This window comes from Micropruina sp., from assembly GCF_047606665.1.
Lineage (GTDB): Bacteria > Actinomycetota > Actinomycetes > Propionibacteriales > Propionibacteriaceae > Micropruina.
Genome location: NZ_JASGEF010000042.1, coordinates 77700 through 100718, shown reverse-complemented (window position 1 = coordinate 100718; position 23019 = coordinate 77700). Strand labels below are relative to the sequence as shown.

19 protein-coding genes are annotated in these 23019 nt (G+C 69.4%); 12 read left to right on the top strand and 7 right to left on the bottom strand.

Features of this window, described 5'->3' with window-relative positions:
- Positions 1 to 7: 7 nt before the first annotated feature.
- From QM619_RS10290 to QM619_RS10275, 4 genes are all read left to right on the top strand, one after another.
- Complete coding sequence (locus QM619_RS10290) at positions 8 to 3430, top strand: hypothetical protein (RefSeq protein ID WP_415107813.1); 3423 nt, start codon at positions 8 to 10, stop codon at positions 3428 to 3430.
- 132 nt (positions 3431 to 3562) lie between these two features.
- Positions 3563 to 3940: a hypothetical protein gene (locus QM619_RS10285; RefSeq protein ID WP_415107810.1), complete on the top strand. Its 378-nt coding sequence runs from the start codon at positions 3563 to 3565 to the stop codon at positions 3938 to 3940.
- Positions 3941 to 4037: 97 nt separating this feature from the next.
- Complete coding sequence (locus tag QM619_RS10280) at positions 4038 to 4361, top strand: helix-turn-helix transcriptional regulator (protein WP_415107807.1); 324 nt, start codon at positions 4038 to 4040, stop codon at positions 4359 to 4361.
- The gene (locus tag QM619_RS10275) at positions 4348 to 4848 is read left to right on the top strand and encodes a hypothetical protein (RefSeq protein WP_415107804.1); all 501 of its coding nucleotides are present in this window, start codon (positions 4348 to 4350) and stop codon (positions 4846 to 4848) included. Before QM619_RS10280 ends, QM619_RS10275 begins: the two co-directional genes overlap by 14 nt.
- A 26-nt stretch (positions 4849 to 4874) precedes the next feature.
- Here the strand turns inward: QM619_RS10275 and QM619_RS10270 are convergent, their stop codons facing one another.
- The 7 genes from QM619_RS10270 to QM619_RS10240 form a co-directional block, all read right to left on the bottom strand.
- Positions 4875 to 6203, bottom strand: coding sequence for a hypothetical protein (locus tag QM619_RS10270; RefSeq protein ID WP_415107801.1), 1329 nt, complete (start codon positions 6201 to 6203; stop codon positions 4875 to 4877).
- A gap of 1 nt (position 6204) precedes the next feature.
- On the bottom strand, positions 6205 to 6762 hold the full coding sequence (locus QM619_RS10265) for an RNA polymerase sigma factor (RefSeq protein WP_415107799.1): 558 nt from the start codon (positions 6760 to 6762) through the stop codon (positions 6205 to 6207).
- A 253-nt stretch (positions 6763 to 7015) separates the two neighbouring features.
- On the bottom strand, positions 7016 to 8056 hold the full coding sequence (locus QM619_RS10260) for an NAD(P)H-dependent glycerol-3-phosphate dehydrogenase (protein ID WP_415107796.1): 1041 nt from the start codon (positions 8054 to 8056) through the stop codon (positions 7016 to 7018).
- Between the two features lie 2 nt (positions 8057 to 8058).
- On the bottom strand, positions 8059 to 8709 hold the full coding sequence (locus tag QM619_RS10255) for a class II aldolase/adducin family protein (RefSeq protein ID WP_415107794.1): 651 nt from the start codon (positions 8707 to 8709) through the stop codon (positions 8059 to 8061).
- 10 nt (positions 8710 to 8719) lie between these two features.
- Positions 8720 to 9763, bottom strand: a complete 1044-nt coding sequence (locus QM619_RS10250; RefSeq protein ID WP_415107791.1) for a zinc-dependent alcohol dehydrogenase — start codon at positions 9761 to 9763, stop codon at positions 8720 to 8722.
- 64 nt (positions 9764 to 9827) lie between these two features.
- Positions 9828 to 11357, bottom strand: coding sequence for a xylulokinase (locus QM619_RS10245; RefSeq protein ID WP_415107788.1), 1530 nt, complete (start codon positions 11355 to 11357; stop codon positions 9828 to 9830).
- Positions 11358 to 11739: 382 nt separating this feature from the next.
- On the bottom strand, positions 11740 to 12396 hold the full coding sequence (locus QM619_RS10240) for an FMN-dependent NADH-azoreductase (protein WP_415107785.1): 657 nt from the start codon (positions 12394 to 12396) through the stop codon (positions 11740 to 11742).
- An 88-nt stretch (positions 12397 to 12484) separates the two neighbouring features.
- Between QM619_RS10240 and QM619_RS10235 the strand changes: the two genes are divergently transcribed.
- The 8 genes from QM619_RS10235 to ppc all read left to right on the top strand — a co-directional run bounded on the left by QM619_RS10235 (position 12485) and on the right by ppc (position 22980).
- On the top strand, positions 12485 to 12991 hold the full coding sequence (locus QM619_RS10235; RefSeq protein ID WP_415107782.1) for a MarR family winged helix-turn-helix transcriptional regulator: 507 nt from the start codon (positions 12485 to 12487) through the stop codon (positions 12989 to 12991).
- Positions 12992 to 13080: 89 nt separating this feature from the next.
- On the top strand, positions 13081 to 15645 hold the full coding sequence (locus tag QM619_RS10230) for a glycogen/starch/alpha-glucan phosphorylase (protein ID WP_415107779.1): 2565 nt from the start codon (positions 13081 to 13083) through the stop codon (positions 15643 to 15645).
- A 3-nt stretch (positions 15646 to 15648) separates the two neighbouring features.
- Complete coding sequence (locus tag QM619_RS10225) at positions 15649 to 16074, top strand: RDD family protein (protein WP_415107776.1); 426 nt, start codon at positions 15649 to 15651, stop codon at positions 16072 to 16074.
- Positions 16075 to 16084: 10 nt separating this feature from the next.
- The gene (locus QM619_RS10220; RefSeq protein WP_415107773.1) at positions 16085 to 17839 is read left to right on the top strand and encodes a PQQ-binding-like beta-propeller repeat protein; all 1755 of its coding nucleotides are present in this window, start codon (positions 16085 to 16087) and stop codon (positions 17837 to 17839) included.
- A 68-nt stretch (positions 17840 to 17907) separates the two neighbouring features.
- Complete coding sequence (locus QM619_RS10215; protein ID WP_415107771.1) at positions 17908 to 18378, top strand: hypothetical protein; 471 nt, start codon at positions 17908 to 17910, stop codon at positions 18376 to 18378.
- Positions 18378 to 19493, top strand: coding sequence for a sensor histidine kinase (locus tag QM619_RS10210; RefSeq protein WP_415107768.1), 1116 nt, complete (start codon positions 18378 to 18380; stop codon positions 19491 to 19493). The genes QM619_RS10215 and QM619_RS10210 overlap by 1 nt, the downstream gene beginning before the upstream one ends.
- Positions 19490 to 20137: a response regulator gene (locus QM619_RS10205; RefSeq protein ID WP_415107765.1), complete on the top strand. Its 648-nt coding sequence runs from the start codon at positions 19490 to 19492 to the stop codon at positions 20135 to 20137. Before QM619_RS10210 ends, QM619_RS10205 begins: the two co-directional genes overlap by 4 nt.
- Before the next feature lie 86 nt (positions 20138 to 20223).
- Positions 20224 to 22980, top strand: a complete 2757-nt coding sequence (gene ppc / locus QM619_RS10200) for a phosphoenolpyruvate carboxylase (RefSeq protein WP_415107762.1) — start codon at positions 20224 to 20226, stop codon at positions 22978 to 22980.
- Positions 22981 to 23019 lie beyond the last annotated feature (39 nt).

The window sequence follows — 23019 nt, the reverse complement described above, 5'->3', positions numbered from 1 at the left end:
TGGGATCATGTCCACCGATGTCACCGCTGCTGCGGTCAATCTGCGTCTCGCCCTGATCGGCCTGTCTGTTCCGATGCAGGCCGAAGAGGCCACCAGCGCCCAGCTGGTCGCGCCGATCCTGGCCCGCCAGCGCGAGCTCAGCCGCCGCCTCTCCGACCGACTATGTGCCGTCGACCAGCGCATTCAGGCCTTTCTGGACGACTATCTGACCGACGTTCCGCCGACCGGCGACGACCCTGACAGCACCGGCCCGAAGTTGCCCCGGCGCACCCTGGTGCTCGATCAGCCGGGTCTGGCCAGGGCCCTGTCGCTGCCCGTCAACGGGGACTCGTTCAGTTCTCCGCTGCTGTCCAGCTACCGGCTCGCCAACGGCGTCCTGCACAACCCGGCCAACGACCGCCGGACCACCGCCGGCGTCTTCCATCTCTCAGAGGGCGGGCTGCCCATCCCGGATGACAAGAGCGCCGTCCCCAAGGCGGTGTTCGCCCGGCTGCTCACCGAGGCGTTCCGCCCGCCCCAGACCGACCTGGTACTGCCCTATCTGTCGAAGACCGACCATCCGGCGGCCTGCTTCGTATCGCTGCTGCTGCGGCCGCTGGTCTCGCCCGGCGTCCCCGGCTACGCCACCGAGCGCCGGATGGAGACCCGGTTCATCGTGCCCGGCGGCCTGGTGGCCAACCTCGACTTCGTCGAAGGCATCTTCGGCAACGGCGGCGACCCCTATCTGCCCGAGCACGACGCCTCGCTCGACCCCGGGACCTGGACCGGCACCACCGGCTGCGTGATCCTCGCCCCGCACCTGACCACGCTCACCAAGAAGAGCCTCGGCCTGCCGCACGTCGACGAGGCCACCGACCGTCAGAAGCGGGACGGCATGTGCTGGTCGAGCCCCGACGAGCGGTACAACGGCGGCCAGGCCTTCAAGGTGTGCGCGCGGGACGCCCGCGGCGTGATGGTCACGGTGATCGCCGACAACTACTTCGGGTACTGCAAGAAGGAGGTCAAGACCCAGATCTCCTACTCGGCGAACCTGTTCGGCAACGTAGAGGAAGAGCACGCCGGCGGCGCCCTGGTCTTCCCCTCCTACAACCTGGGCGGCGGCTACACCGACGAGTCCGCAAGCGACGACTACCGGCTGGAGGACGTGCTGGCCCGCAACCCGAAGCGTTTCGCCCGGCAGCCCGAGGGTCACGCGATCGACCTGGAACATCCGCAGCATGTCCTGGTGCCGGCCCGGCCCCGGTACTCGCTGAGCACCATGACGGTGTCCTGGAACACCCCGGCCGGCGAGCGCTCCATCCGGCTGCGCGCCGACAAGGTCTACTTCGGCCCCAACGGCTACCGGGTGCAGTTGGCCCAGTCGCCGTCCGACCCGAAGCACTGGGATCTGAAGGCCACCGTGGCCACGGCGACCTCGTGCCACAAGCCGTGCACCGTCTCGGGCGGCGGCAAATCGGAGATCTCCAAGGCGATCACCGACGCCTTCATCTTCGGCAACGCCTATGTCGCCGACTACGAGGCCGATCTGGAGACCGTCGAGGCGATCCTGGCCCGCGACTACTCCGACCGGTTCGCCGATCCGGCGCTGCGCGGCACCGACACCCGCGCGATCCTGTCCAACCGGCGCTCGATGGGCAGCGTGATCAAGCTGCTCACCCCGTCCGAGACCGACTTCACCGCCGAGTACAACGAATGGCTGGAGAGCATTCCGCCGCACGTGAAAGAGCTCGTCTTCGTCGTGAAGCGGTTCCATCGCCCGAAGTGGGGCAATGATTGGCGGAGCCATTTCACCGTCGGCATCATGAACGGCCGGCAGGGCAACGCGTTGCGGCTGAACGGCGAGCGGATCAACGTCAACATGCTGCGGGTCGGCTTCGACACCGACGGCTCGTGGCGCCTGTTCGGGCTGCGGCACGACTTCAACCCGGCCGTGAAGGTGCAGACCGAGGACGACATCACCGCCTCGATCGTCGGCCCGGCGCATCTGACCGGACGTCCGGGGCCGGTGGTCGGGTTGTCCCGCAAGTACGTCCAGAACTGCGAGAACCTGCTGTTCCAGCGTCCGGACGACGCCATTCACCGCGGCTACGACAAGCAGACCGAGCGCGACATCGCCGGGCCGGACAACTTCCTGTCCAATTTCGAGCCGCTGACCCGGTTCGACGCCCGCGAGATGCGGGACGAGGCGGTGGCGTTCAGCGCCTTCACCGCCCCGATGGCGCAGCTGCTGGCCCGCTTCGCCGACGAGCCGGACGACGCCAGCCCCGGCTATGTGGTGTCGTCGGCCAACCCCCGGCTGGTGAAGGGCAAGCCGTCGAAGAACCCGCGCTACCTGCAGCGGCGTCCGGACGTGACGAACGCCGCCGCCACCGCGGCCGCCGACCTGGCTATGCATCTGGCCGCCAAGCTGCCCGCCGACGCCCCACTGCCGGTGCCGGTCGACGTGGTCGCCGCCGGACGCCGCAACAACCCGCCGGACGACGGGGTGCCGCCGCTGTGCTCGTTCAACCCGCTGCACTACCTGGAGCTGCCCGAGCTGTTCATGGAGTACATCAGCTCGATGACCGGCAAGTCGCCGTCCACCACGGGCGCCGGCTCGGAAGGGGCGCTGACCAAAGGCCCGTTCAACGCGATGCCGGCGATCATCGACCTGAACGCGGCGCTGTTGTCCTACGTGCTGACCGGCTACGACGGCTGGGTGTCCTGCGCCGGCTATGTCGGCCCGAACGTCCGGGTCGATCACGACATCTCGATGCTGGTGCCCGAGCTGTTCTCCCGGATGACCGACGAGGAGCGGTCGGCGCGCAATCTGATCGCCGAGGGCCACCTGGAGCGGGTGGAGGACTTCGAGCACAACGGCCACCTGGTCCGGGCCAGCCGGCTCGGCTACCGGATGACGCAGAACTTCGCCCGCACGTACTTCGGCCGGATCTTCCTGCACCCGCATGTGGTGTTCACGCCGGAGATGCTGCGCCCCGAGCTGCAAGATCTGGACATCTACGCCCAGAGCATGGATGTGATCGTCGAGACCCACCGCCGGGTCGCGCAGGCCTACTTCGACGACGGCACCGTGTCGATGGCGATCCCGCCGCTGCGGGCGCTGCTGGAGATCATGGCGTTCGGGAAGACCGCCGACGGACACGAGCTCGACTCCCCCGAGGTGCGCGGGCTGTTCGATCGGGGGACCGTGCTGGCGTCCGATTGGTACGCGGCCCGGCTGGATTCCAAGCAGCAGTGGGCGGTCCGGCGGGCCCAGGCCGTGGTCGACCGGCTGGAGGGCTTCGCCGCCCACCCGGAGAACACCGAGGCCTGCGAGCGGCTGGACATCGCGACCCGGATCGACGCGGCGCACGCCGAGCTGGCCCGGTTCTCCAGCGACGACTACCGCGCCGCCCTGGTCGGCGCGCTGGGACGCCAGCCACTCGACTGACCCAATCCCCCGCTGGTCGAGCGTGTCGAGACTCTCGTCCGCGATTTCAGCGAAAGGGCCGCGTCGGTACCCGCTCCGACGTGGCCCGGTCGCTACATTTCGCCCTAGAAGTCGGGTTCCCCTGGGAGTGACATGAGCTACCAACTGGCGTTCTGGGCCTATCCGGACGGCCGGCGCAGCAACCGCGTGGCGGATCGGCGCACCTACCTGAAGCTGATCAAGGGCCGCCGGGTCACCGATGTGGCACCGCTGGACACCGACCGGGTGCTCGATGAGTTGGCGATCGTCTACGGCACCTGGCGGCGCACCGACACCTACCACTTCTCGCACCCCACCCACGGCTCGTTCGACGTCTGGATCGCCGGCGGCACCTTCGTGGTGCTGACCTTCCACAACGTCAAGGACCTGACCGTGATGGACCCCGCGATCCAGACCCTGGACGCCCTCGGCGTCCCGCTCTACGACCCGCAGGTCGACCGTCGCTTCCCCTGGGTCGCCCGCACCGTCTGAGCTCACTCGCCCGACGTCATCCCGTCGAACGCCGGGATCTCCGCGCCGAGCTAGGGCCGTTTCCGCCATCCAATAGCAGATTTGCTATACTTTCTCCATGAAGGGCATCGGTGCGCAGCTCGTCCGCGAAGGGCGCAAGCGTCGCGGAATAACCCAGGCTCAATTGGCGGCGCTGGCCGGAACCACGCAGTCGGCGATCGCTCGCCTCGAGTCCGGAGGCACCGCTCCCAGCCTCGACGACGTCATTCGCTACCTTCGGCTGATGGATCTCGATCTCGACCTCATGCTGGTCGAGCGCGACGAATCCGACTGGAGCCTCACCTTCCCGTTGCTCGAACTCACCCCCGAGCAACGGCTCGCCCACCACGACAGCGTCGTGCGGGGCTTCGAGGAATTGCGGGCCGCCCGTGTCACGGCATAACCAGGATTCGCCGGGCGTCCTGAGGGTTCTCGCCGAGCATGACGTCCGCTTCGTGCTGATCGGTGGTCTGGCCGCCGTCCTGCAAGGCTCGCCGTACCCCACCGAGGACGTCGACATCACACCCGAACAGACCATTCGGAATCTGGAACGGCTCTCGGCAGCGCTCACCGCGCTCGGCGCCCGGGTCTACACGCAGAGCGAGCCGGACGGCCTGCCGTTCTCTCACGACGCCGAGTCACTGGCCGGAAGCTCGGTCTGGAACCTGGTCACGAACCTCGGACGTCTCGACATCTCCTTCGTCCCCGACGGCACCACCGGCTTTGCCGATCTGACCCGCAGCGCATTGACGATCGCCATTCGGGGAACCGACGTCCGGGTCGCTGATCTCGCCGATGTCATTCGCTCCAAGCAGGCCGCGAACCGTCCGAAAGACCAGCGCGTGCTGATGACCCTGCGCGAAATCCTGGCCCACCGCAAAGCCGACTGAGCACTGCCGGTCTCCCCTCTTGCCGGTCAGGGCCGCTGCTGGCTCGCCGGCGCCGGTCGCAGCAGGTAGCAGGCGTCCGCGTAGCCGCTGCCGTTCCAGCCGTGACAAGCCAGGACGGCGTCCAGGCCGGTGGCGATCACCGGGTCCTGCGCTGGCACCGGGAGGGCCGGGGTCGCCGACCACAGCCCGTTGCGTGGGTCGTACAGGTGCCCGCCGAGCGAGATCATGCCAGCGGTGACGATCGGCAGGTTCCGCTGGTAGGCGCCGGCCTTGACCCAGAACGGGCCCGGCTCGGCGTCCGTCTCCACCTTCGTCGCCTCCTCGGTTGCCGGGTCGAACACCCAGTTCACGGACGCATCCCGCGGCCACGCTGCCCGGTCACCGACCGCGACGGGTACTGGGCGCTGCTCAATCGCCAGGCTCGTTCGGACGCCGACCACGCCGCTGGCCAGGTCGACGGTCGCGACGCCGACACCCTGGCCCTCGTCCGGCCAGGAGACCACCAGCTTCCCGCCGGCCACGACGGCTCCGTAGACGGTGCTCGACATGGCCAGGCGGGTGACGTGGGTCGCCCAGGTCGCGGCGTCCGGGTCGTAGCTGTAGAACCTCGCCCGATCGGTGCCGACGCAACTGCTGGCCGTACCGGGACAGACCGACCAGGGGTAGGCCACGACCCGGTTCCCGATCACGCCGGCGACGGACGCCGAGTCAGGAGGCGCCGGCAGTGTCCGCCAGCGGTCGGCGTCCGCGTCGTAGCCGAGGAATGCGTCGCCCTGCAGCAGATAGACGGTGTGCCCGAGGGTGACGGACGCCGGGTACGGGCCGGCCTGGCCGAACCCCTGGCGCAACGGGATGGGGGCGGCGGCGATCGGCGTCCAGCTGTCGGAGGCCGGACGATACCGGGCGCCATCGCGCAGCCGGACGTCGTCGTCAGGGCAATCGGACGCGTCGGCGCAGGGCGGCGCGGTGGTGCCACCCAGCAGCAGGAACGAGTCGTCCACCCAGGCGGTGATCGCGTCGCGGCGTCCCGGCAAGGGGTCGGACGCTGTCGGCGTCCACTCCCCGGTCGCGCCGGCGACGCCGCTGGTGACTGCCGGTGACACGGTGGGCACCCCCTGGGTGTGGTACTGCAGCAGCAGGCTGGCCAGGACGGCGACAGTGGCCAGCGCGGCACCGCTCGCCACCAGCACCCTTCGGGAGCCGGGCCGACGCACCCGGACATCGGGGACGCCGGGGGCGGCGGTCGCCGGCTCGGGCCCGATCAGGGCACGCAGTTCCGCCCGCGCCCGTGGCGACAACCCCTCCTCGGCGTCCCGCAGGGGGTCGGCCCGCCGTAGCAGTGTGGTCAGTCGCATGTCATTCACCCTTCAGCTTGTCGAATTCGATCCGGAGCGCGGTGCGAGCCCGGTGCAGCCGCACCCAGACTGCGCCGACCGAACAGCCGGCCAGGGCCGCGCATTCGGCACCGCTCAGGCCGTCCCAGTAGTGGCTGGTCAGCAGTTCGCGTTGCGCCGGCGGCAGGGCGTCCAAGGCCGCCTCGATCTGCTCGCCCCATCGCTCGTGGGGTTCGTCCAGACGCCCGAGACCGGCGTCTATCAGGCGTTTCCGGACGTCCGCCGACCGCTGCGTGGCGCGGTGATGGGCCATGGTGAGGTTCCGGGCGGTGACAAACAGCCAGGCTGAATCCGGCACCCCTGCGCCGACCCGCTCCCAGGCGATCCGGAACACCTCGGCGGTGACGTCCTCGGCGACGCCGCGGTCGCCGGTTCGGCGCAGCACGAACGCAACCAGCCGCGGATGCTCCTGGGTATACACGGCGACGAACCGCGCCCGCGTCCGGTCGTCGACCGACCGCCGCCGGCTCACCGAGCGGTCCACCGCGTCCGGACCGGCCGGCTCGACGATTGCTTCCACACCCTCTACATGTCGCTCAGCGGCGAAACCTTACGCACCCCGCCACTCACCGATCGCGCGATCCGTGACCGATGACAGGAAACGTCCACCACTTTCGGGAAATAGCCCGAAAGTCGTCATCGATCCCGAAACCAGTCACCGATCGCGCGATCGGTGACCCAGGGTGGCCGGTGGCCGGTGGCCGGTGAACCCAGGGTGGCGCGTGGCAGCTACCCAGGGTGGCCGGCGACCCCGGAAAGTGGCGGGTCGACGCTCAGACCCGCGGCGGCAGTGCGGCGGCTGTGGCCAGGGCGGCCGGGTCGTCGGCGCCGTCGATGATCGCGGTCACCGCTTGCAGCAGCGGCAGCCGGTCGATCAGGCCCTCGCGCTGCTGCACCAGGGTCAGCGCCAGGCCGGCGGCCGGGACGCCTTCGACGGTCTGCTCGGCCGCCTCCATCGCCGCCAGCGCCTCTTTGGCACCCTCGCCTCGACCGATCCGGACGCCGTACACCTTGTTCCGTCCGGACAGCCCGGTGACCTCCAGGTCGCCGACGCCGGCCAGTCCGAATGCGGTCTCCGGACGCGCACCCAGCTCGGTGGACACGATCGACATCTCCCGCACCGCCTGAGCGAAGATCGCCGACTTCAGGTTGTGATGCGGGAAGCCGGTGCCCTCTTCCAACCCGTCGGCCAGACCGAGCGCGATCGCGTAGACGTTCTTCATCGGCGCGCACACCTCGACGCCGACCTCATCGGTGGTCGGCTCGATCCGGTACACGTCGGTGGAGATCTCCCGTGCCATCCGTACCGCCGTCGCCTCGTCCAACGAGCCGTAGATGGTCGCGGTCGGCTTGCCCTGCGCCACCTCGTTGGCCTTGCACGGCCCGCCCACCCCGACGATCGGCGGCAGCGCGACACCCTTGCCGGCGGCGATGGCGCGAATGGCGTCCGGGAGAAGCTGGATCCGGCCGGACGGGTCGGTCCAGAACCCCTTCGAGGTACACAGCAGCACCGACGCCTTCGAGATCGCCCCGAGGGCCATCTCGGTGACCTTCGGCACACCGACCGATGCCACCGCGACGAACACCGCGTCGGCACCCTCCAGGGCCTCGTCCAACTGCGCGGACCGGTACAGCTTGGTGCCCGGCGCCAGCGGGACGTTGGTCCGCGGGTGCGGCTTGCCCGCCTCGCAGGCGTCCAGCAGATGATCGTCCAGCCAGGTGCCCCACAGCCGGGTCTCCCAGCCGGCCTGGGTGAGCGGGGTGGCCAGCGCCGACCCCATCGCTCCGGCACCGAGAATCGTGATGACCGCCATGGTCAGCCTTCCTTTCGTGGTTGTTGGCCGTAGGTGGCCATGTCCTTCACCGCCGACGCCATCTCCGGTGCGGACACCAGTCTGATCGGCGCGCCGGTGGCCATGGCCCGCAGGTGGATCTCGCAGATGTATTCCAGGTAAGGCAACAACGACAAGGACTTCTGCAGTGTCGCTCCGATGGTGATGGCGCCGTGGTTGGCCATCAGCGCCCCCGAACGCCCGTCGAGCGCGGCGGCCACATTGGCCGCCAGCTGGTCGGTGCCGAACAGCGCGAACGGAGCCACCCGCACCGATCCGCCGAACAACGCCGAGTAGGCGTGCGACGGCGGAATCTCGTCCACCACCACACCGAGCGCGCTCGAGGCGGGGGCGTGATTGTGGGTGATCGCACCGGCACCGGTGGCGGCGTACACGGCCAGGTGCAGCGGCAGCTCGCTGGACGGCTGCAGCGCGCCGTCCAGCACCGTCCCGGCCAGGTCGGTGACCACGACGTCCGCCGCGGTCATCGATTCGTACGCCACCCCGCTGGGCGAGATCGCCACCCGGTCGCCGACCCGGACCGACACGTTGCCGGCGGTGCCGACCACCAGCCGCTCGCGCTGCAGGAACAGGCAGCCCTCGACGATCTGTGCCCGCTCGTCCGCCATCAGCATCCGGGTCACCTCACGGCCTCAGGATGTACTTGCTGCCCACGCCGCGGGACATGTCCTCCAGCGATTCCACCAGCGCCTCCAGCGGCCGCACCTCGGTGCACAGCGTCATGCCGTCGAATTTGCCGGACGACAGCAGATGGACGGCGGTCTGCACATAGCGCGGGGTGTGGTGATAGACGCCGATCAGTTTGTATTCCAGGTAGTGCATCGCGCCGGCGTCCACCGAGAACATCGCACCCACCTTGGGGCCGCCGAACAGCACCGCGGTGCCGCCGGGACGCAGGCATTGCACGGTCTGCTCCCACACCTCGGGCAGTCCGACGGCCTCGATCGCGACGTCGGCGCCGCGTCCGTGCGGGGTGACCGCGCGGATCGCCGCGGCCTTGTCGGCGATGCTCTCACAGCCGTCCAGATTGACCGTGACGGACGCCCCGGCCGCCTCGGCCTGCGCCAGGCGTCCGGCCGACATGTCCGCCGAGATCACCGTCGCCCCGCGCAACTGAGCGAGCCGGATGTACATCTGGCCGATCGGGCCGGCGCCGTTGACCACCACGGTGTCGCCCAGCGCGATGCCGCTCTCGGCCATGCCGTGCACCACCGTCGACAGCGGCTCCAGCGGCGCGGCCGCCTCGAACGGCAGCGAGTCGGGAATCTCGTAGGTGTTCCGCTCGACGATCGCCTTCGGAATCACGATCTGCTCGGCGAAGGCGCCGTTGAGGTATTGCAGGTTCTCGCACAGCGACTCGCGTCCGATGGTGCAGGCCCAGCAAGAGCCGCACGGACAGGTGTTGGCCGCCACCACCCGCTGGCCGGGCGCGAATGTGGTGACCCCCTCGCCGACCTCGGTGACCACCCCGGCGAACTCGTGACCGAACCGGGCCGGCAGGGTGCCGGTCGGGAACAGCGTCGGGTGGCCGCGCCGGTAGCTCTTCAGATCGGTGCCGCAGGTGGCGGCCGCCTTGATCTCGACCGCGACCTCGCCGGGGCCGGGACGGCCGGGTTCGACGTCCTCCAACCGCAGGTCGCCGGGTCCGTGGAACATGTAGGCACGCACTGTGCGGCTCCTTGAGCACTCGTGCGGGAGGCGCCGAGACCGGCGCCTCCCGCGATTGTGGTTCTCAGCCGGGATGCCGCTCCATGAAGGCGTGGATGTCCTCGTTCACCTCACGCAGCGCCGGGTAGAGCTTCTTCTGGATGTCGGCCACCTCACCGTACAGCTCGTAGTTGGCCTGGTCGGGCTCGGTGGTGTCGCCGAACTGCGCCATCTTCTCGGCGTAGACGGCGATGTCCGGCTCGCCGTGGACGCCGGTCACCGACATCGCCGCCACCGCCGCACCCATGGCGGAGATCTCGTCCTCCAGGCAGGCGGTGATCGGGACGCCCATCGCGTCGGTCATGATCTGCCGCCACAGCGGGCTGCGGGTGCCGCCGCCCATCGCCCGGATCTGGGTGACCTTGGTGCCGGTATCGGCCTCCAGACCCTCCAGGCCGTTGCGCATCTCGATGCCGATCGCCTCAAGGATGGAGCGGTACATGGCCGAACGCTTGTGGATGCCGCGCCAGCCGACGACGGCACCGCGGGCGACCGGATCCCAGTGCGGGGTCTGCACGGCGTTCCAGTACGGCATCGTGATCAGGCCCAGCGAACCCACCGGCAGCGCAACCGCGCCGGCCTCCAGCTCCGGGTCGGGTGCCGCGCCAAGCGCCGGGTTGCCCAGCGCCTCCCGGAACCAGGTGGCCAGGTAGGCGCCCGAACTGACCAGCAGCTCGAAGTCGTACCAGTCCGGGATGCCCGCGGCCAACGTCCGATAGGCCTTGCCGTAGGCGTAATTGGGGCCGTGCACGCCGGCCACCACGGCCGTGCCCAGGTTGAGGTACATGGTGTCGGCGGACACCGCCGCCGCACCCACACCGGCCGCCTGGCCGTCGCCCATGCCGGCGACCAGCGGAATCGTGTGATCCAGGCCCCAGCTGTGGGCGATCGCCGGATCGACCTCGGCGATGATCTCGCCCGGCTTCTTCAGCTCGCTCATCTGGTCGCGGCGGACGCCGGCGATCTCCAGCAGACCGGGGTCGTAGTCCTGCTTGGCGATGTCGAACAGGCCGAGGGAATCGGCACAGGCCACCGAGCTCACCCATTGGCCGGTCAGCTTGAAGACCAGGTAGCCGTGGACGTCGACGACCTTGTACGCCTCGGGCAGGATCTCGGGCTGGTTCTCCTTCACCCAGGCCAGCTTGTACAGCGCCGGGGTGATGTCGGCGGGCTTGCCGGAGAGGGCATGGATCTCGGGGGTGCCGTAGCGGCGGATCTGGTCGGCGGCCCGGCCGTCCATCCAGATGATGCCGGAACGCAGCGGCACGCCATCTTCGTCGAAGGGTGCGAAGGTCTCGCGCTGATGGGTCATCGCCATGGCAGCGATCCGCTTGCGCTGCTTCTTCTTCAGCCCGGCGATCGCCGTGCCGACGGTCGCGTTGGTGGTGTTCCACCAGTCCAGGGGATCGTGCTCGTAGAAGCTGGTCCGCGGGTTGCTCAGCGGGAACTCCAGCTTGGCCTGGGACAGCACATTGCCGTTCGGGTCGACGATGATCGCCTTGGTGGACGTCGTCGAGGTATCGATCGCAATGACCAACGGGTCGCTATTGCTCATCTGGTGCTCCCTGTCCCGGCTCAACACTGAGCCGACCGTGTTCCCGGACGCCCGACGCTCGTTGTCGGGACGCCTCTGCTGGCACCAATCTAGGTGCGGGCCCGTTCCTCACGTAAGGGTGTTCTCAGCAAACCCATACTGAAAGGTTTTTCACATATCCGATGTGAAAACCCGCGGCGAACAGCCGTGGCGGCCGGCTCAGCTCGCAGCCAGCCGGAGCAGCCGTCCGCCGGGACCGTCGGTCAGCACCCAGATCGACCCGTCGGCGTCTGCGCGACCTCGCGGACGCGGTCGCAGAAATCCCATGCGTCGGCCTTGGCCGCCGTCGCGCCGATGAAGGCGTCCCCCTTCCACTGGATGAACTGGCTGCCGGAGTAGATCGTCAGGCGGCGTCCGCCTCGGCGTCGAGGTGCGCGGCGAGCGCGCGTCCGGCCTCGCGGGAGGCCTGCTCGGCCTGCTGCTGCAGGCTGTCGGCCAGCTCGACCAGACCGGCCATCGCCGGGCTGACCCGTGCCAAAGTCAGTTCCCGCTCGATCACGGTCAGGTCGGCACCCCACACCTCGCCGACGATCCGGCGCAGGTAGCCGATGCTGTGGTCCCAGCCCTCCTTCGGCGTCCCCGGCCCGTAGCCGCCGCCACGGGTGACCACCAGCACGGTCGGCGTGCCGTCCAGCAGCCGGGTGCCGGTCGGGGCACCGGCGATCGCCAGGTCGATCCAGGTCTTGACGTGCTGCGAGACGCCCCAGTTGTACAGCGGCAGGGCGAGCACCACGGCGTCGGCCGCAACCAGTTCGCCGGCGAGCTCCTTGGCCAGCGCCTGCGCGGCGACCTGTTCGGGAGTCCGGGACGCCTCGGGGGTGAAGTTGGCGCCCACCGCGGTCGCCCACACGTCGGAGGGCAGCGGATCGGCACCGATGTGCCGGGTGCGAATCGCCTCGTCGGGGCGGCCCGCGGCGAACTCGGCGACCACGAGGTCGGCCAGCGCGCTGCTGGCCGAACGCGGGCCCTGGATGCTGGCGTCGATACGGAGAAGGGTCATCGGAGCCTCCTGGTGGAACAGTGGATTTGAAGATTCAAATCCACTGTAGCCGCTACGATTTGAATGTTCAAATGAGTACCCTGTGCGCATGTCCGAGCAGACGCCGCAGGAGCCGCCGTGGCTCACCGACGATCAGCTGCGCGACTGGCAGTCGGTGGTGGCGCTGATGATGACCCTGCCGCCAGCATTGGACGCCCAGCTGAAACGCGATTCGGGCCTGAACAGCTTCGAGTACCACATCCTCGCCGGCCTCAACGATCGTCCGGGTGGAGCACTCGGGATGACCGAGTTGGCCGTCCACGCCCAGGGCTCGCCGTCGCGGCTGTCGCACGCCGTCGCGCGCCTGGAACGCGCGGGCTGGATCGAGCGGCGCAGCGGCCAGGCCCGCTGTGTGAACGCCCACATCACCCCCGCCGGACGTCGCAAGCTGGTCGAGGCGGCACCGGCACATGTGCGCGAGGTGCGCCGACTGGTCATCGACGTCCTCACACCGGAGGAATTGATCTGCCTCGGCGAGGCGGCCAGGCGGGTTGCCGGACAGGTGGCGCCGGCCTGGGTGGACGCCATCGCCCGCCGTCACGTGCCTGATTGCTGAACCCGGCACGATCGGAGGGCTCCCGTCGCCAAATCTCGCCTTCGGGCCGATTGTGCTCGCCGTAACGTCGGTTGGCTACGGTATCCCCCATGTCTGAGTCACGCGCGCCCGAGTCAGCCCCATCGCCGCTCACCCCGGCAGACGAGACGCCCGCCATCGGGCCGCACCGTCAGGGAGTCGAATTCCCGCAGACCCACCCGCTCGCGTTGGCGCCGGTGACCGCGCCTCCGCACACCGTCGACGGGTTCGTGAAGGAGTTCCTGCACGAACTGAACACCGACCTCGGCGTCGCGCTGTCCCGCTCGTCGATCAACGACCAGTACACCGCACTGGCCCACACCGTCCGCAATTACCTGACCGCCCGCTGGCTGGAGACCAGCCGCAAGCAGCGTGAGAACCACCCCAAGTCGGTGGCCTACCTGTCGGCGGAATACCTGCTGGGCCGCCAGCTGGGCAACAACCTGCTGGCCGCCAACCTCAACGACGTCGCAGAGAAGGCCCTGCACGCCTGCGGCCTCAGCCTGACCCGGCTGCGCGCCCAAGAGGTGGAGCCTGGTCTCGGCAACGGCGGCCTGGGACGCCTCGCGGCCTGCTTCATCGATTCGCTGGCCACCATGAACGTGCCCTGCATCGGCTACGGCATCCGCTATGAGTACGGCATCTTCCGGCAGACCTTCGTCGACGGCGAACAGGTCGAGCAGCCCGACTCGTGGCTGGCCCTGGGCAACCCCTGGGAGATCGCCCACCCCGAGTCGGCCGTCCAGGTCAACTTCGGCGGGCACACCGAGACCTACGACGACAACGGCGTCGAGCGGACCCGCTGGGTTCCGGCCTGGAACGTGCTCGGCGTCCCCTACAACTACATGGTTCCCGGCTACCTCAACGGCCGGGTGAACACCCTGCGGCTGTGGAGCGCGCAGGCCACCCAGGCCTTCGACCTGAACATCTTCAACGCCGGCGACTACGCCCAGGCGGTGCGCGCCCAGACCTTCGCCGAAAACATCTCCAAGGTGCTGTACCCGGAGGACTCCACCCCGCAGGGCAAGGAGCTGCGGCTGCAGCAGCAGTACTTCTTCGTCGCCTGTTCGCTGCGCGATTTCATCGACGGTCAGGGCCGCGGTTTCGACCTCCACGACCTGCCCGAGCGAGTGGTCTTCCAGCTCAACGACACCCACCCGGTGATCGCGGTGCCCGAGTTGATGCGCATTCTGATCGACGAGCGCGGCCTGGACTGGGACGAGGCCTGGGCGATCACCTCGAAGTGCTTCGCCTATACCTGTCACACCCTGCTGCCGGAAGCGCTGGAGGTGTGGTCGGTCGATCTGCTCGGACGGCTGCTGCCGCGGCATCTGGAGATCATCTACAAGATCAACGAGGAGTTCCTCGACGTGGTCCGGGAGACCTGGCCGGACGACTACCTGCGGCTGGGCCGGATGTCGATCATCGCCGAGTACCCCGACCGCGGTGTCCGGATGGCCTACTTGGCCACCGTCGCCGGCATCAAGGTCAACGGCGTCGCCGAACTGCACTCGCAGCTGCTGCGCGACAACGTGCTGAACGACTTCGCCGAGCTGTGGCCGGACAAATTCATCAACGTGACCAACGGCGTGACGCCGCGACGGTTCATGAAGCTGGCCAACCCGCACCTGTCCGACCTGATCACCGACGCGATCGGCTCGGGCTGGGTGACCGATCTGGAGCGGCTGCACGAGCTGGCGCCGCTGGCCGACGATCCGGAGTTCCGCGCGGCATTCGCGCAGGCGAAGCACACCAACAAGATCCGGCTGCGCGACCGGCTGCGGGTGCGGGACGGCATCGAGCTGCCCACCGACGCGATGCTCGACGTGATGGTGAAGCGGCTGCATGAGTACAAGCGGCAGACCCTGAAGCTGCTGCACATCGTGTCGACCTACGAGCAGATCATCTCGGGCAAGGTGAAGGCCTCGGACGTCACCGCGCGCACCTTCGTGTTCGGCGCCAAGGCCGCCCCCGGCTACCGGATGGCGAAGCAGATCATCCACCTGATCAACGCGGTCGGTTCGGTGGTGAACGACGATCCGCGGGTGCAGGGCCGGCTGAAGGTCTTCTTCCCGGCGAACTACAACGTCACCCTGGCCGAGCGGCTGATCCCGGCCGCCGACCTGAGCGAGCAGATCTCGCTGGCCGGCATGGAGGCGTCCGGCACCGGCAACATGAAATTCGCCCTGAACGGCGCGCTGACCGTCGGCACCGACGACGGCGCGAACGTCGAGATCCGGCAGTTGGTCGGCGACGACAACTTCTTCCTGTTCGGCATGTCCGAGCCCGACGTCGCCGCGCTGGGCGCCAAAGGCTACCACCCCGGCGAGTACTACGAGTCGAACCCGCAGCTGAAGGCCACCCTCGACCTGATCGCGTCCGGGCATTTCTCCGGCGGCGACCCGATGACCTTCGAGCCGGTGGTCTCCAACTTGGTGCACCACGACCGGTTCATGGCACTGGCCGACTTCGCCTCCTACATCGAGGCGCAGCAGCGCGTGGACGCCCTCTACGCCGACCCGGACGCCTGGACTCGCTCGGCGATCCTGAATGTGGCCCGCTGCGGCTACTTCTCCTCCGACCGGTCGATGAAGGACTACATCAAGCGGATCTGGGGCACCCACCCGGTGCTCTGAGCCATGAAGCGCGAGTCGAAGCACTGGTGGCGCAGGGTCGCCGGGTACCTGATCGGGACGATCCTGCCGTGGTCCCTGCTCGCACAGCTGCTCGGGACCATCGTCGTGGGCCGTTCGTCGCCGGACAGCGACACCGGCCAGTGGCTGGGCAGGATCGCGTTCCTGGTGGTGATCGTGGCGTCCGCGCTGCTCTCCAAGAACGGGCAGTCGCCCGCCCACCGGCTGCTGAGGCTGCAGGTGCTCGACCCGATGGGGGCACCGGCGTCGCAGACCCGGATGGGTTTGCGCGCCCTGGCCCATCTGGCCGACGTCGCCACCCTCGGGCTGGGGTTCCTCTGGCCGCTGTGGGACCGGGAGGGCCAGACCTTCGGCGACAAGCTCGCCGGCACGACCGTGCGGTACTCCGAACGGGCCCAAACCGGAGCCTAGACTCTCGGTCGTGCCTGTTACCCCTCGCCACGTCCGTCGTCCCCTGCTCGGTCTCGCCGTCGCCGGTGTGGTCGGCGGCCTCACGCTGACCGCCTGTACCGCCCCGGACGTCTTCGTCGAGTCGCCGCGCCCGAACTCGCCGACGGCGAGCGCACCGGCGTCGGTCAATCCGCAGACCGATCCGGCCAAGCTGGAACTGCCGCTCAGCTCGCTGCCGGGCTGGACGGCGCCCACCGCGCTGGGCGGCGGCACGTTCAGCCGTGGTTTCCAGCCGGACGGCACGGTCACCTGGCAACTGTTCAACGGCGACAACCAGCAGATCGCGAACTACACCCCGGCCGGTCCGGTGGCGTTCGGCGACCCGGCGACCTACACCAAGGTCCCCGGCGTCCTCACCTTCCGTGGCAACAACTACCGCAACGCGCCGGCCTACGGCACCGCCGACGTGACCGACAAGAAGCTGGAGATCGCCTGGACGCACGACACCGGCGACGTGGAGGCCGAGGGCTCCTACTGGGCGGGCGCCGGCTGGACCGGCCAGCCGCTGATGGTGAACTGGCCGGAGCAGACCAAGCAGGCGATGGGCCTCGACCCGGCGCAGGTGCAGGACGAGAACTTCGTCGAGGTGCTCTACCCGGTGGTCGACGGCAAGGTGTACCGGATGGATCTGGCCACCGGCAAGGACACCAAGCCGCCGATCGACACCGGCTTCGCCTTCAAGGGCACCGGCTCGGTCGATCCGCGGGGCTACCCGCTGCTCTATTCGGGGATGGGCCTGAACGAGAACGGCGACAAGACCGGTGAATGGCGGTACCGGATATTCGACCTGATCCAGAACAAGGAGGTCAACGGCTGGAGCGGCACCGACCCGTCCGGGCCGGCTCGGAAGCCGGCCGGGTGGGGTGCCTTCGACTCCTCCGCCCTGGTCAACGCGGCGTCCGACACCTTGATGGAACCGGCCGAGAACGGGCTGATCTACAAGGTGAAGCTGAACGCCACATTCGACCCGGACGCCAAGACGGTCAGCGTGAACCCGGAGTTCGTCAAGCTCAAATACGACACCGGCGATCCGAACGCCCGGTACGGCATCGAAGGTTCGGCGGCCGCCTACCGCAACTTGATCTACGCCCCCGACAACGACGGCAACATCATCTGCTGGGACGCCACCACCATGCAGGTGGTCTGGGTGTTCCCGACCGGCGACGACACCGACGCCAGCATCGTGCTGGAGGACACCCCAGACGGCCCGTTCATCTACACCGGCAACGAATACGACAAGCGTGGCGAGGCCGGCGGCAAGTCCGGCCCGGTCACCTTCCGCAAGATCGACGCGCTGACCGGCAAAGAGGTCTGGAAGTGGGAGATCGACGCCCAGTACAACGCCGTCAACGGCGGCATGATGGCCACCCCGGCGCTGGGCTTCGGTGAGGTCTCCGACCTGGTCTTCGTCACCATGGCGCGGACGGCGTCGGAGAAGCAGGGCGACCTGGTGGCGCTGGACTCCAAAACCGGCCAGGTGGTCTGGCAGCGCACCATGGGCGCCTTCTCGTGGAGTTCGCCCTTGCTGATCCAGGGCTCCGACGGCCACGTCTACGGCATCCAGGGCGACTCCGGTGGCCTGCTGCATCTGTTCGACCCGAACACCGGCAAGGACTTCTCGACGCTGCAACTGGAGAAGAACATCGAGGCCTCGCCCGCGGTCTACGGCAACATGCTGGTGGTCGGCACCTACGCCAAGAAGCTGTACGGCATCAGAATCTCCTGACGCCCGGCGGTATCAGGACCGGCCCGGACGGCTCCTGTGGGGCATTCCGTCCCGACAGGAGTCCTCCCATGGCGAAGCAGACGAAGAAGTTCGCGAAAGTCGTCCGCGACCTCGAATCGGCAATTGGAGTCGCGGTGGTCACCGGGCGTAGTGACACCGGCGAGGTGTCGCCGCTGTTCGTGGCGGTCTTCGGCACAGCGAACGGCGCCACCACCCCGTCGGTGCTGGGCAGCGGCGAGTTGGTCCAGGAACGGCTGGTGCTGGTCGACCTGGACGTCGCCGCCGCGCTCCGCGCCGGCGCCACGCCGACCTCGGTCGGCATCGCCTGGCTGACCGGCAGCACCCCGCACACCCAGGCCCGCGCGGTCGGTGCGTTCGGCCACCGCAAGGACGAGGTGACGACCCAGGCGACGATGTGGATGCTGGAGCTGGCCACCCCGAGCACGGCCCCGTTGGGCTTCGAGATGCCGCCCGATGTGAGCCCGGCCAGCGCCTGGTGCTTCTGGATGCCGTGGCTCTCGATGTGCCACAAGAACTGATGTCTGCCACCCTGCGCAGCCTGCTGGTGGTCGCCGTGGCGATCACCGCGGACCTGTTCTTCTGGGACGGCCAACAGCGGCTCGCCTCCGGGGGCGCCATCCCGCTGTGGGCGCCCGTGGTCGCCACCGCCGCAGCCCACGTCACCCTGCTGTGGCGGCGCAGCCACCCGGTGCCGGTGCTCGCCGTCCAGGTCGCGTTCGCGATGGTCACCCTGCTGGTGCCGCTGTGGCAACCGGTCGCCGGGTTGCTGGTGGCCACCTTCGCCGTCGCAGCGAACTCCCCGGCGGCCAGGGCCCGCTGGGGCTGGTTAGCGGCGGTCCCGCTGGTCACCCACTCGTTCGCGCTGTCGGCCTGGTTCGACAGCAAATGGATCGGTCTCACCCAGGGCCTGCTGCTCAACCTGGCCTCCGGGCTGGCCGTCTGGGTCGCCGGACGCCGCGCCTTGCGGCGGAGTGAGCGGCTGCGCGCCTGGCAGGCCGACCAGGAGCGGTTGCGGGCCGAGGCAGCCCACAACGAGCGGGTCGAACTGGCCCGCGAACTGCACGACGGGGTCGCGAACACCATCACCACCGTACTGGTCCAGGCGGCGTCCGCACGGGCCGCGTCCGGCGGCGATCCGGCGACGCTGCGCGGCATCGAGACCACCGCGCGGCGTGCCATGGAGGAGATCCAGGCCACCCTGCGGCTGATGCCCCGCGACCGGATGACCGCGTCCGCACCGCTGCTGGACGACCTGCCCGAGCTGCTGTCGCTGGCGTCCGAGGCCGGGCTCGACGTCACCTTCGCCGAGACCGGACGCCGCCGCGAGCTGCCGGACGCCGCCCAGACCGCCGTCTACCGGGCCATCCAGGAGGGCATCACCAACACGCTCAAATACGCGCCGTCCGGCACCCGCTGCCGGGTCATGCTGGCCTGGCACGACACCGAGCTCGAGGTCGACATCGTCGACTCGGCCGCCCGCGCCGTGGGCACACCGCCACCGCTGCCAGCCACCGGCGGACGAGGACTGGAAGGCCTGAGCGACCGGCTGCGGACCTTCGGCGGCGTTCTCGAATCGGGGGTGCACAAGGACGGTTACCGGCTCGCCGCGCGACTTCCGGTGGGCGTCCGATGATCCGGGTGGCGATCGTCGAGGACGATCCGCTGATCCGCGCCGGCGTGGCCGCGGTGCTGAACGCCCAACCCGACCTGGAGGTGGTCGGGCAGGCCGCCGACGGAGACGAGGCGGTCGCGCTGGTGTTCGACTGCCGTCCCGATGTGTTGGTGATGGACATCCGGATGCCGCGGCTGGACGGGGTGGAGGCGACCCGTGCGGTCTGCGCCGCCGACGACGCCCCGCCGGTGCTGGTGCTGACCACCTTCGACGGCGACCCGGACGTCGTCCGCGCCCTGCGCGCGGGGGCCGCCGGCTACGTGCTCAAGCGGCATCCCGACGATCTCGCCCCGTCGATTCGCCGGGTGGCCGACGGCGAGGTGTGGCTCGATCCGGCGGTGGCCGGCCAGGTGCTGGCCGCCCTGACGGCGCTGCCCACCCTGGGCGCCCCCAGCACGGTGGTCGCCGGGCTCACCGCACGGGAGCGCGAGGTGTTGGCCTTGCTGGCCGAGGGGCTGAGCAACGCCGAGCTGGCTCGGCGGCTGTTCGTCGGCGAGGGCACCATCAAGACCCACATCTCCAGGATCCTGTTCAAGACCGGTTGCCGCGACCGGGCCCAGGCCACGGCCTTGGCGTTCACCTCCGGACTGGTCGTCGTCCGCTGAAATTCGTGCCCCCTGTGTCGCGCCCGCTACCCTGAGGCGTCCGGACAGCGCTGTCGCCCGTAGCCCAACCGCACCAGGAGGGCCCAGTGACCGACGCCGCCGTGCCCGGCTTTCTCGACGAAGCCGACGACGCCCGCCTACGCCGCGACATCCGCCGGCTCGGCGAATTGCTCGGCGAGACCCTGGCCCGCCAGGAATCGCCTGAACTGGTCGACCAGATCGAAGAGATCCGGCAGCTCTCGCGCAAGGCGCTGGCCGGTGACCGGCGGGCGCAGCAGCGGCTCACCAAGCGGCTGAGCACCGCCGACCTGCCCACCGCGGTCAACCTGATCCGGGCCTTCCGGACCTATTTCCACCTGGCCAACATCGCTGAGCAGGTGGCCCGCATCCGCACTTTCGACGACCGGCCCGAGGGCACCGGCTGGCTGTCCCGCGCGGTCGAACAGGTCGCCGACGAGCTGGGCGCCCCGGCGTTGACCACGGCGCTGGCCAAGCTGCAGGTGCGGCCGGTATTCACCGCGCACCCGACCGAGGCCAGCCGGCGGACCACCCTGGTGCAGTTGCGCCAGATCGGCGACGCGCTGCTGGCCGCCCCCGAGGCGCTGACCCCGCGCACCGAGAGGGTCCGCGACCGGGAGCTGACCCGGGTGATCGAAACCCTGTGGCAGACCGACGAACTCCGGGTCGACCAGCCGACGGTCGAGGACGAGGCCCGCAACGTGCTGTTCTACGCGGGCGCGCTGATGGCCGGCGCCGTCCCTCAGCTGCTCGACGACCTGGCCGACGAGGTCGCCCAGCAGGGCGGCTACCTGCCGCTGACCGCGGCCCCGCTGGCGCTCGGCAACTGGATCGGCGGCGACCGGGACGGCAATCCCAACGTGACTCCCGAGACCACCCTGCAGGTGCTGGAGCGGCAGCATCTGGTCGGCATCGGGGTGCTGATCGCCGAGTTGGACGCCGTCATCGCCGAAGTCTCCACCTCGAGCCGGCTGCGCCGGATCAGCCCCGATCTGCAGGCCAGCCTGAAGGCCGACCTGGCGGCGCTGCCCGAGCTCGACCAGCACGTGCAGCGGATCCACGTCGAGGAGCCCTACCGGCTGAAGCTGCACTGCATCCGGCAGAAGCTGCTGAACACCCGGCGGCAGATCACCGAGGGCCTACCGCACCGTCCGGGCCATGACTACCGAGGCAGTACCCGGCTGCTGGCCGATCTGGAGCTGGTCCGCGACTCGCTGATCGCCCACCGTGCCGAGCTGCTGGCCGGCGGACGGCTCACCCGGCTGATCCGGACGGTGAGCGCCTTCGGCCTAGGCGTCGCCACGATGGACGTCCGCGAGCATTCCGAGAAGCACCATCACGCGGTCGGCCAGCTGGTCGACCGGGTCGGCGAACTGGACGTCCCCTACGCCACCTTGGACGCCGACGAGCGGTATGTGCTGCTCTGCGGGGAACTCGCCCAGCGGCGTCCGTTGGCCCCCTCCCCGCCCACCCTGGACGCCGACGGCGCCCGCACCTACGGCACCTTCGAGGCGATCCGCGAGGCCCACGCCCGGTTCGGCCCGAGCTGCATCGAGAGCTACATCGTCTCGATGACCAGGGGTGCCGACGATCTGCTGGCGGCCGTCCTGCTGGCCCGGCAGGCCCGGCTGGTCGACGTCACCGAGAACATCGCCGCGATCGGCTTCGTGCCGCTGCTGGAGACCGTCACCGAGCTGCGCACCGCCGGCGAGATCCTGGAGAAGCTGCTGGCCGACCCGTCCTACCGGGCGCTGGTCAGGCTGCGCGGCAACGTCCAAGAGGTCATGCTCGGCTACTCCGACTCCAACAAGGACGCCGGCATCGCCACCAGCCAGTGGGAGATCCACCGGGCCCAACGGGTGCTGCGCGACGTGGCAGCCAGGCACGGCATTCAGCTGCGGCTGTTCCACGGCCGGGGCGGCACCGTCGGCCGCGGCGGCGGCCCCACCCACGAGGCGATCCTGGCTCAGCCGTACGGCTCGCTCAGCGGGCAGATCAAGGTCACCGAGCAGGGCGAGGTGATCTCCGACAAGTACACCCTGCCGGCGCTCGCCCGAGAGAACCTGGAACTGACCCTGGCCGCCGTCCTCGAGGCGAGCACGCTGCATCTGACCTCCCGGCAGAGCCCCGAGCAGCTGGCCGAGTGGGACGCCACCATGCAGGCCATCTCCGATTCGGCGTTCGTCGCCTACCGGCGGCTGGTCGAGGACCCGGACCTGCCGGCCTACTTCTGGGAGTCCACCCCGGTCGACCAACTGGGTGCGCTGAAACTGGGCTCCCGGCCGTCCAAGCGTCCCGACAGCGGGACCGGCCTGGAGGGGCTGCGGGCCATTCCGTGGGTGTTCGGCTGGACCCAGTCCCGGCAGATCGTGCCCGGCTGGTTCGGCGTCGGCAGCGGGCTGGAGGCCGCGGTGGCCGCCGGGCACGGGGAACAGCTGGCCGTCATGTACGAGCAATGGCACTTCTTCCGGACGTTCATCTCCAACGTCGAGATGATGCTCACCAAGACCCGGCTGGACGTGGCCCGGCACTATGTCACCTCGCTGGTCGACCCGAAGCTGCACCATGTCTTCGACCGGATCTCCGACGAATACCGGCGAACCGTGGCGGCCGTGCTGGCGATCACCGGCGAGGACGAGCTGCTGGACAGCCAGCCGATCCTGAAGCGCACCCTGAGCGTCCGGGACGCCTATCTCGACCCGGTCAGCTACCTGCAAGTCGCGATGCTGGCCCGGCTGCGCGCCGGCGACCACGACCCACAACTGCAGCGCGCCCTCCTGCTCGCGGTGAACGGAGTCGCCGCCGGCCTGCGCAACACCGGATAGCCCACCGCTGATCGAGCGTGTCGAGGTCCCCGGTTGCGA

Excerpts from the sequence above, each read along its gene's own strand:
- QM619_RS10205 (WP_415107765.1), top strand. The coding sequence starts at position 19,490 with ATGATCCGGGTGGCGATCGTCGAGGACGATCCGCTGATCCGCGCCGGC.
- QM619_RS10255 (WP_415107794.1), bottom strand. The coding sequence starts at position 8,709 with ATGCTGATGGCGGACGAGCGGGCACAGATCGTCGAGGGCTGCCTGTTC.
- QM619_RS10260 (WP_415107796.1), bottom strand. The coding sequence starts at position 8,056 with ATGGCGGTCATCACGATTCTCGGTGCCGGAGCGATGGGGTCGGCGCTG.
- QM619_RS10285 (WP_415107810.1), top strand. The coding sequence starts at position 3,563 with ATGAGCTACCAACTGGCGTTCTGGGCCTATCCGGACGGCCGGCGCAGC.
- QM619_RS10210 (WP_415107768.1), top strand. The coding sequence starts at position 18,378 with ATGTCTGCCACCCTGCGCAGCCTGCTGGTGGTCGCCGTGGCGATCACC.
- QM619_RS10280 (WP_415107807.1), top strand. The coding sequence starts at position 4,038 with ATGAAGGGCATCGGTGCGCAGCTCGTCCGCGAAGGGCGCAAGCGTCGC.
- QM619_RS10240 (WP_415107785.1), bottom strand. The coding sequence starts at position 12,396 with ATGACCCTTCTCCGTATCGACGCCAGCATCCAGGGCCCGCGTTCGGCC.
- QM619_RS10230 (WP_415107779.1), top strand. The coding sequence starts at position 13,081 with ATGTCTGAGTCACGCGCGCCCGAGTCAGCCCCATCGCCGCTCACCCCG.
- QM619_RS10270 (WP_415107801.1), bottom strand. The coding sequence starts at position 6,203 with ATGCGACTGACCACACTGCTACGGCGGGCCGACCCCCTGCGGGACGCC.
- QM619_RS10225 (WP_415107776.1), top strand. The coding sequence starts at position 15,649 with ATGAAGCGCGAGTCGAAGCACTGGTGGCGCAGGGTCGCCGGGTACCTG.
- QM619_RS10215 (WP_415107771.1), top strand. The coding sequence starts at position 17,908 with ATGGCGAAGCAGACGAAGAAGTTCGCGAAAGTCGTCCGCGACCTCGAA.
- QM619_RS10235 (WP_415107782.1), top strand. The coding sequence starts at position 12,485 with ATGTCCGAGCAGACGCCGCAGGAGCCGCCGTGGCTCACCGACGATCAG.
- QM619_RS10245 (WP_415107788.1), bottom strand. The coding sequence starts at position 11,357 with ATGAGCAATAGCGACCCGTTGGTCATTGCGATCGATACCTCGACGACG.
- QM619_RS10290 (WP_415107813.1), top strand. The coding sequence starts at position 8 with ATGTCCACCGATGTCACCGCTGCTGCGGTCAATCTGCGTCTCGCCCTG.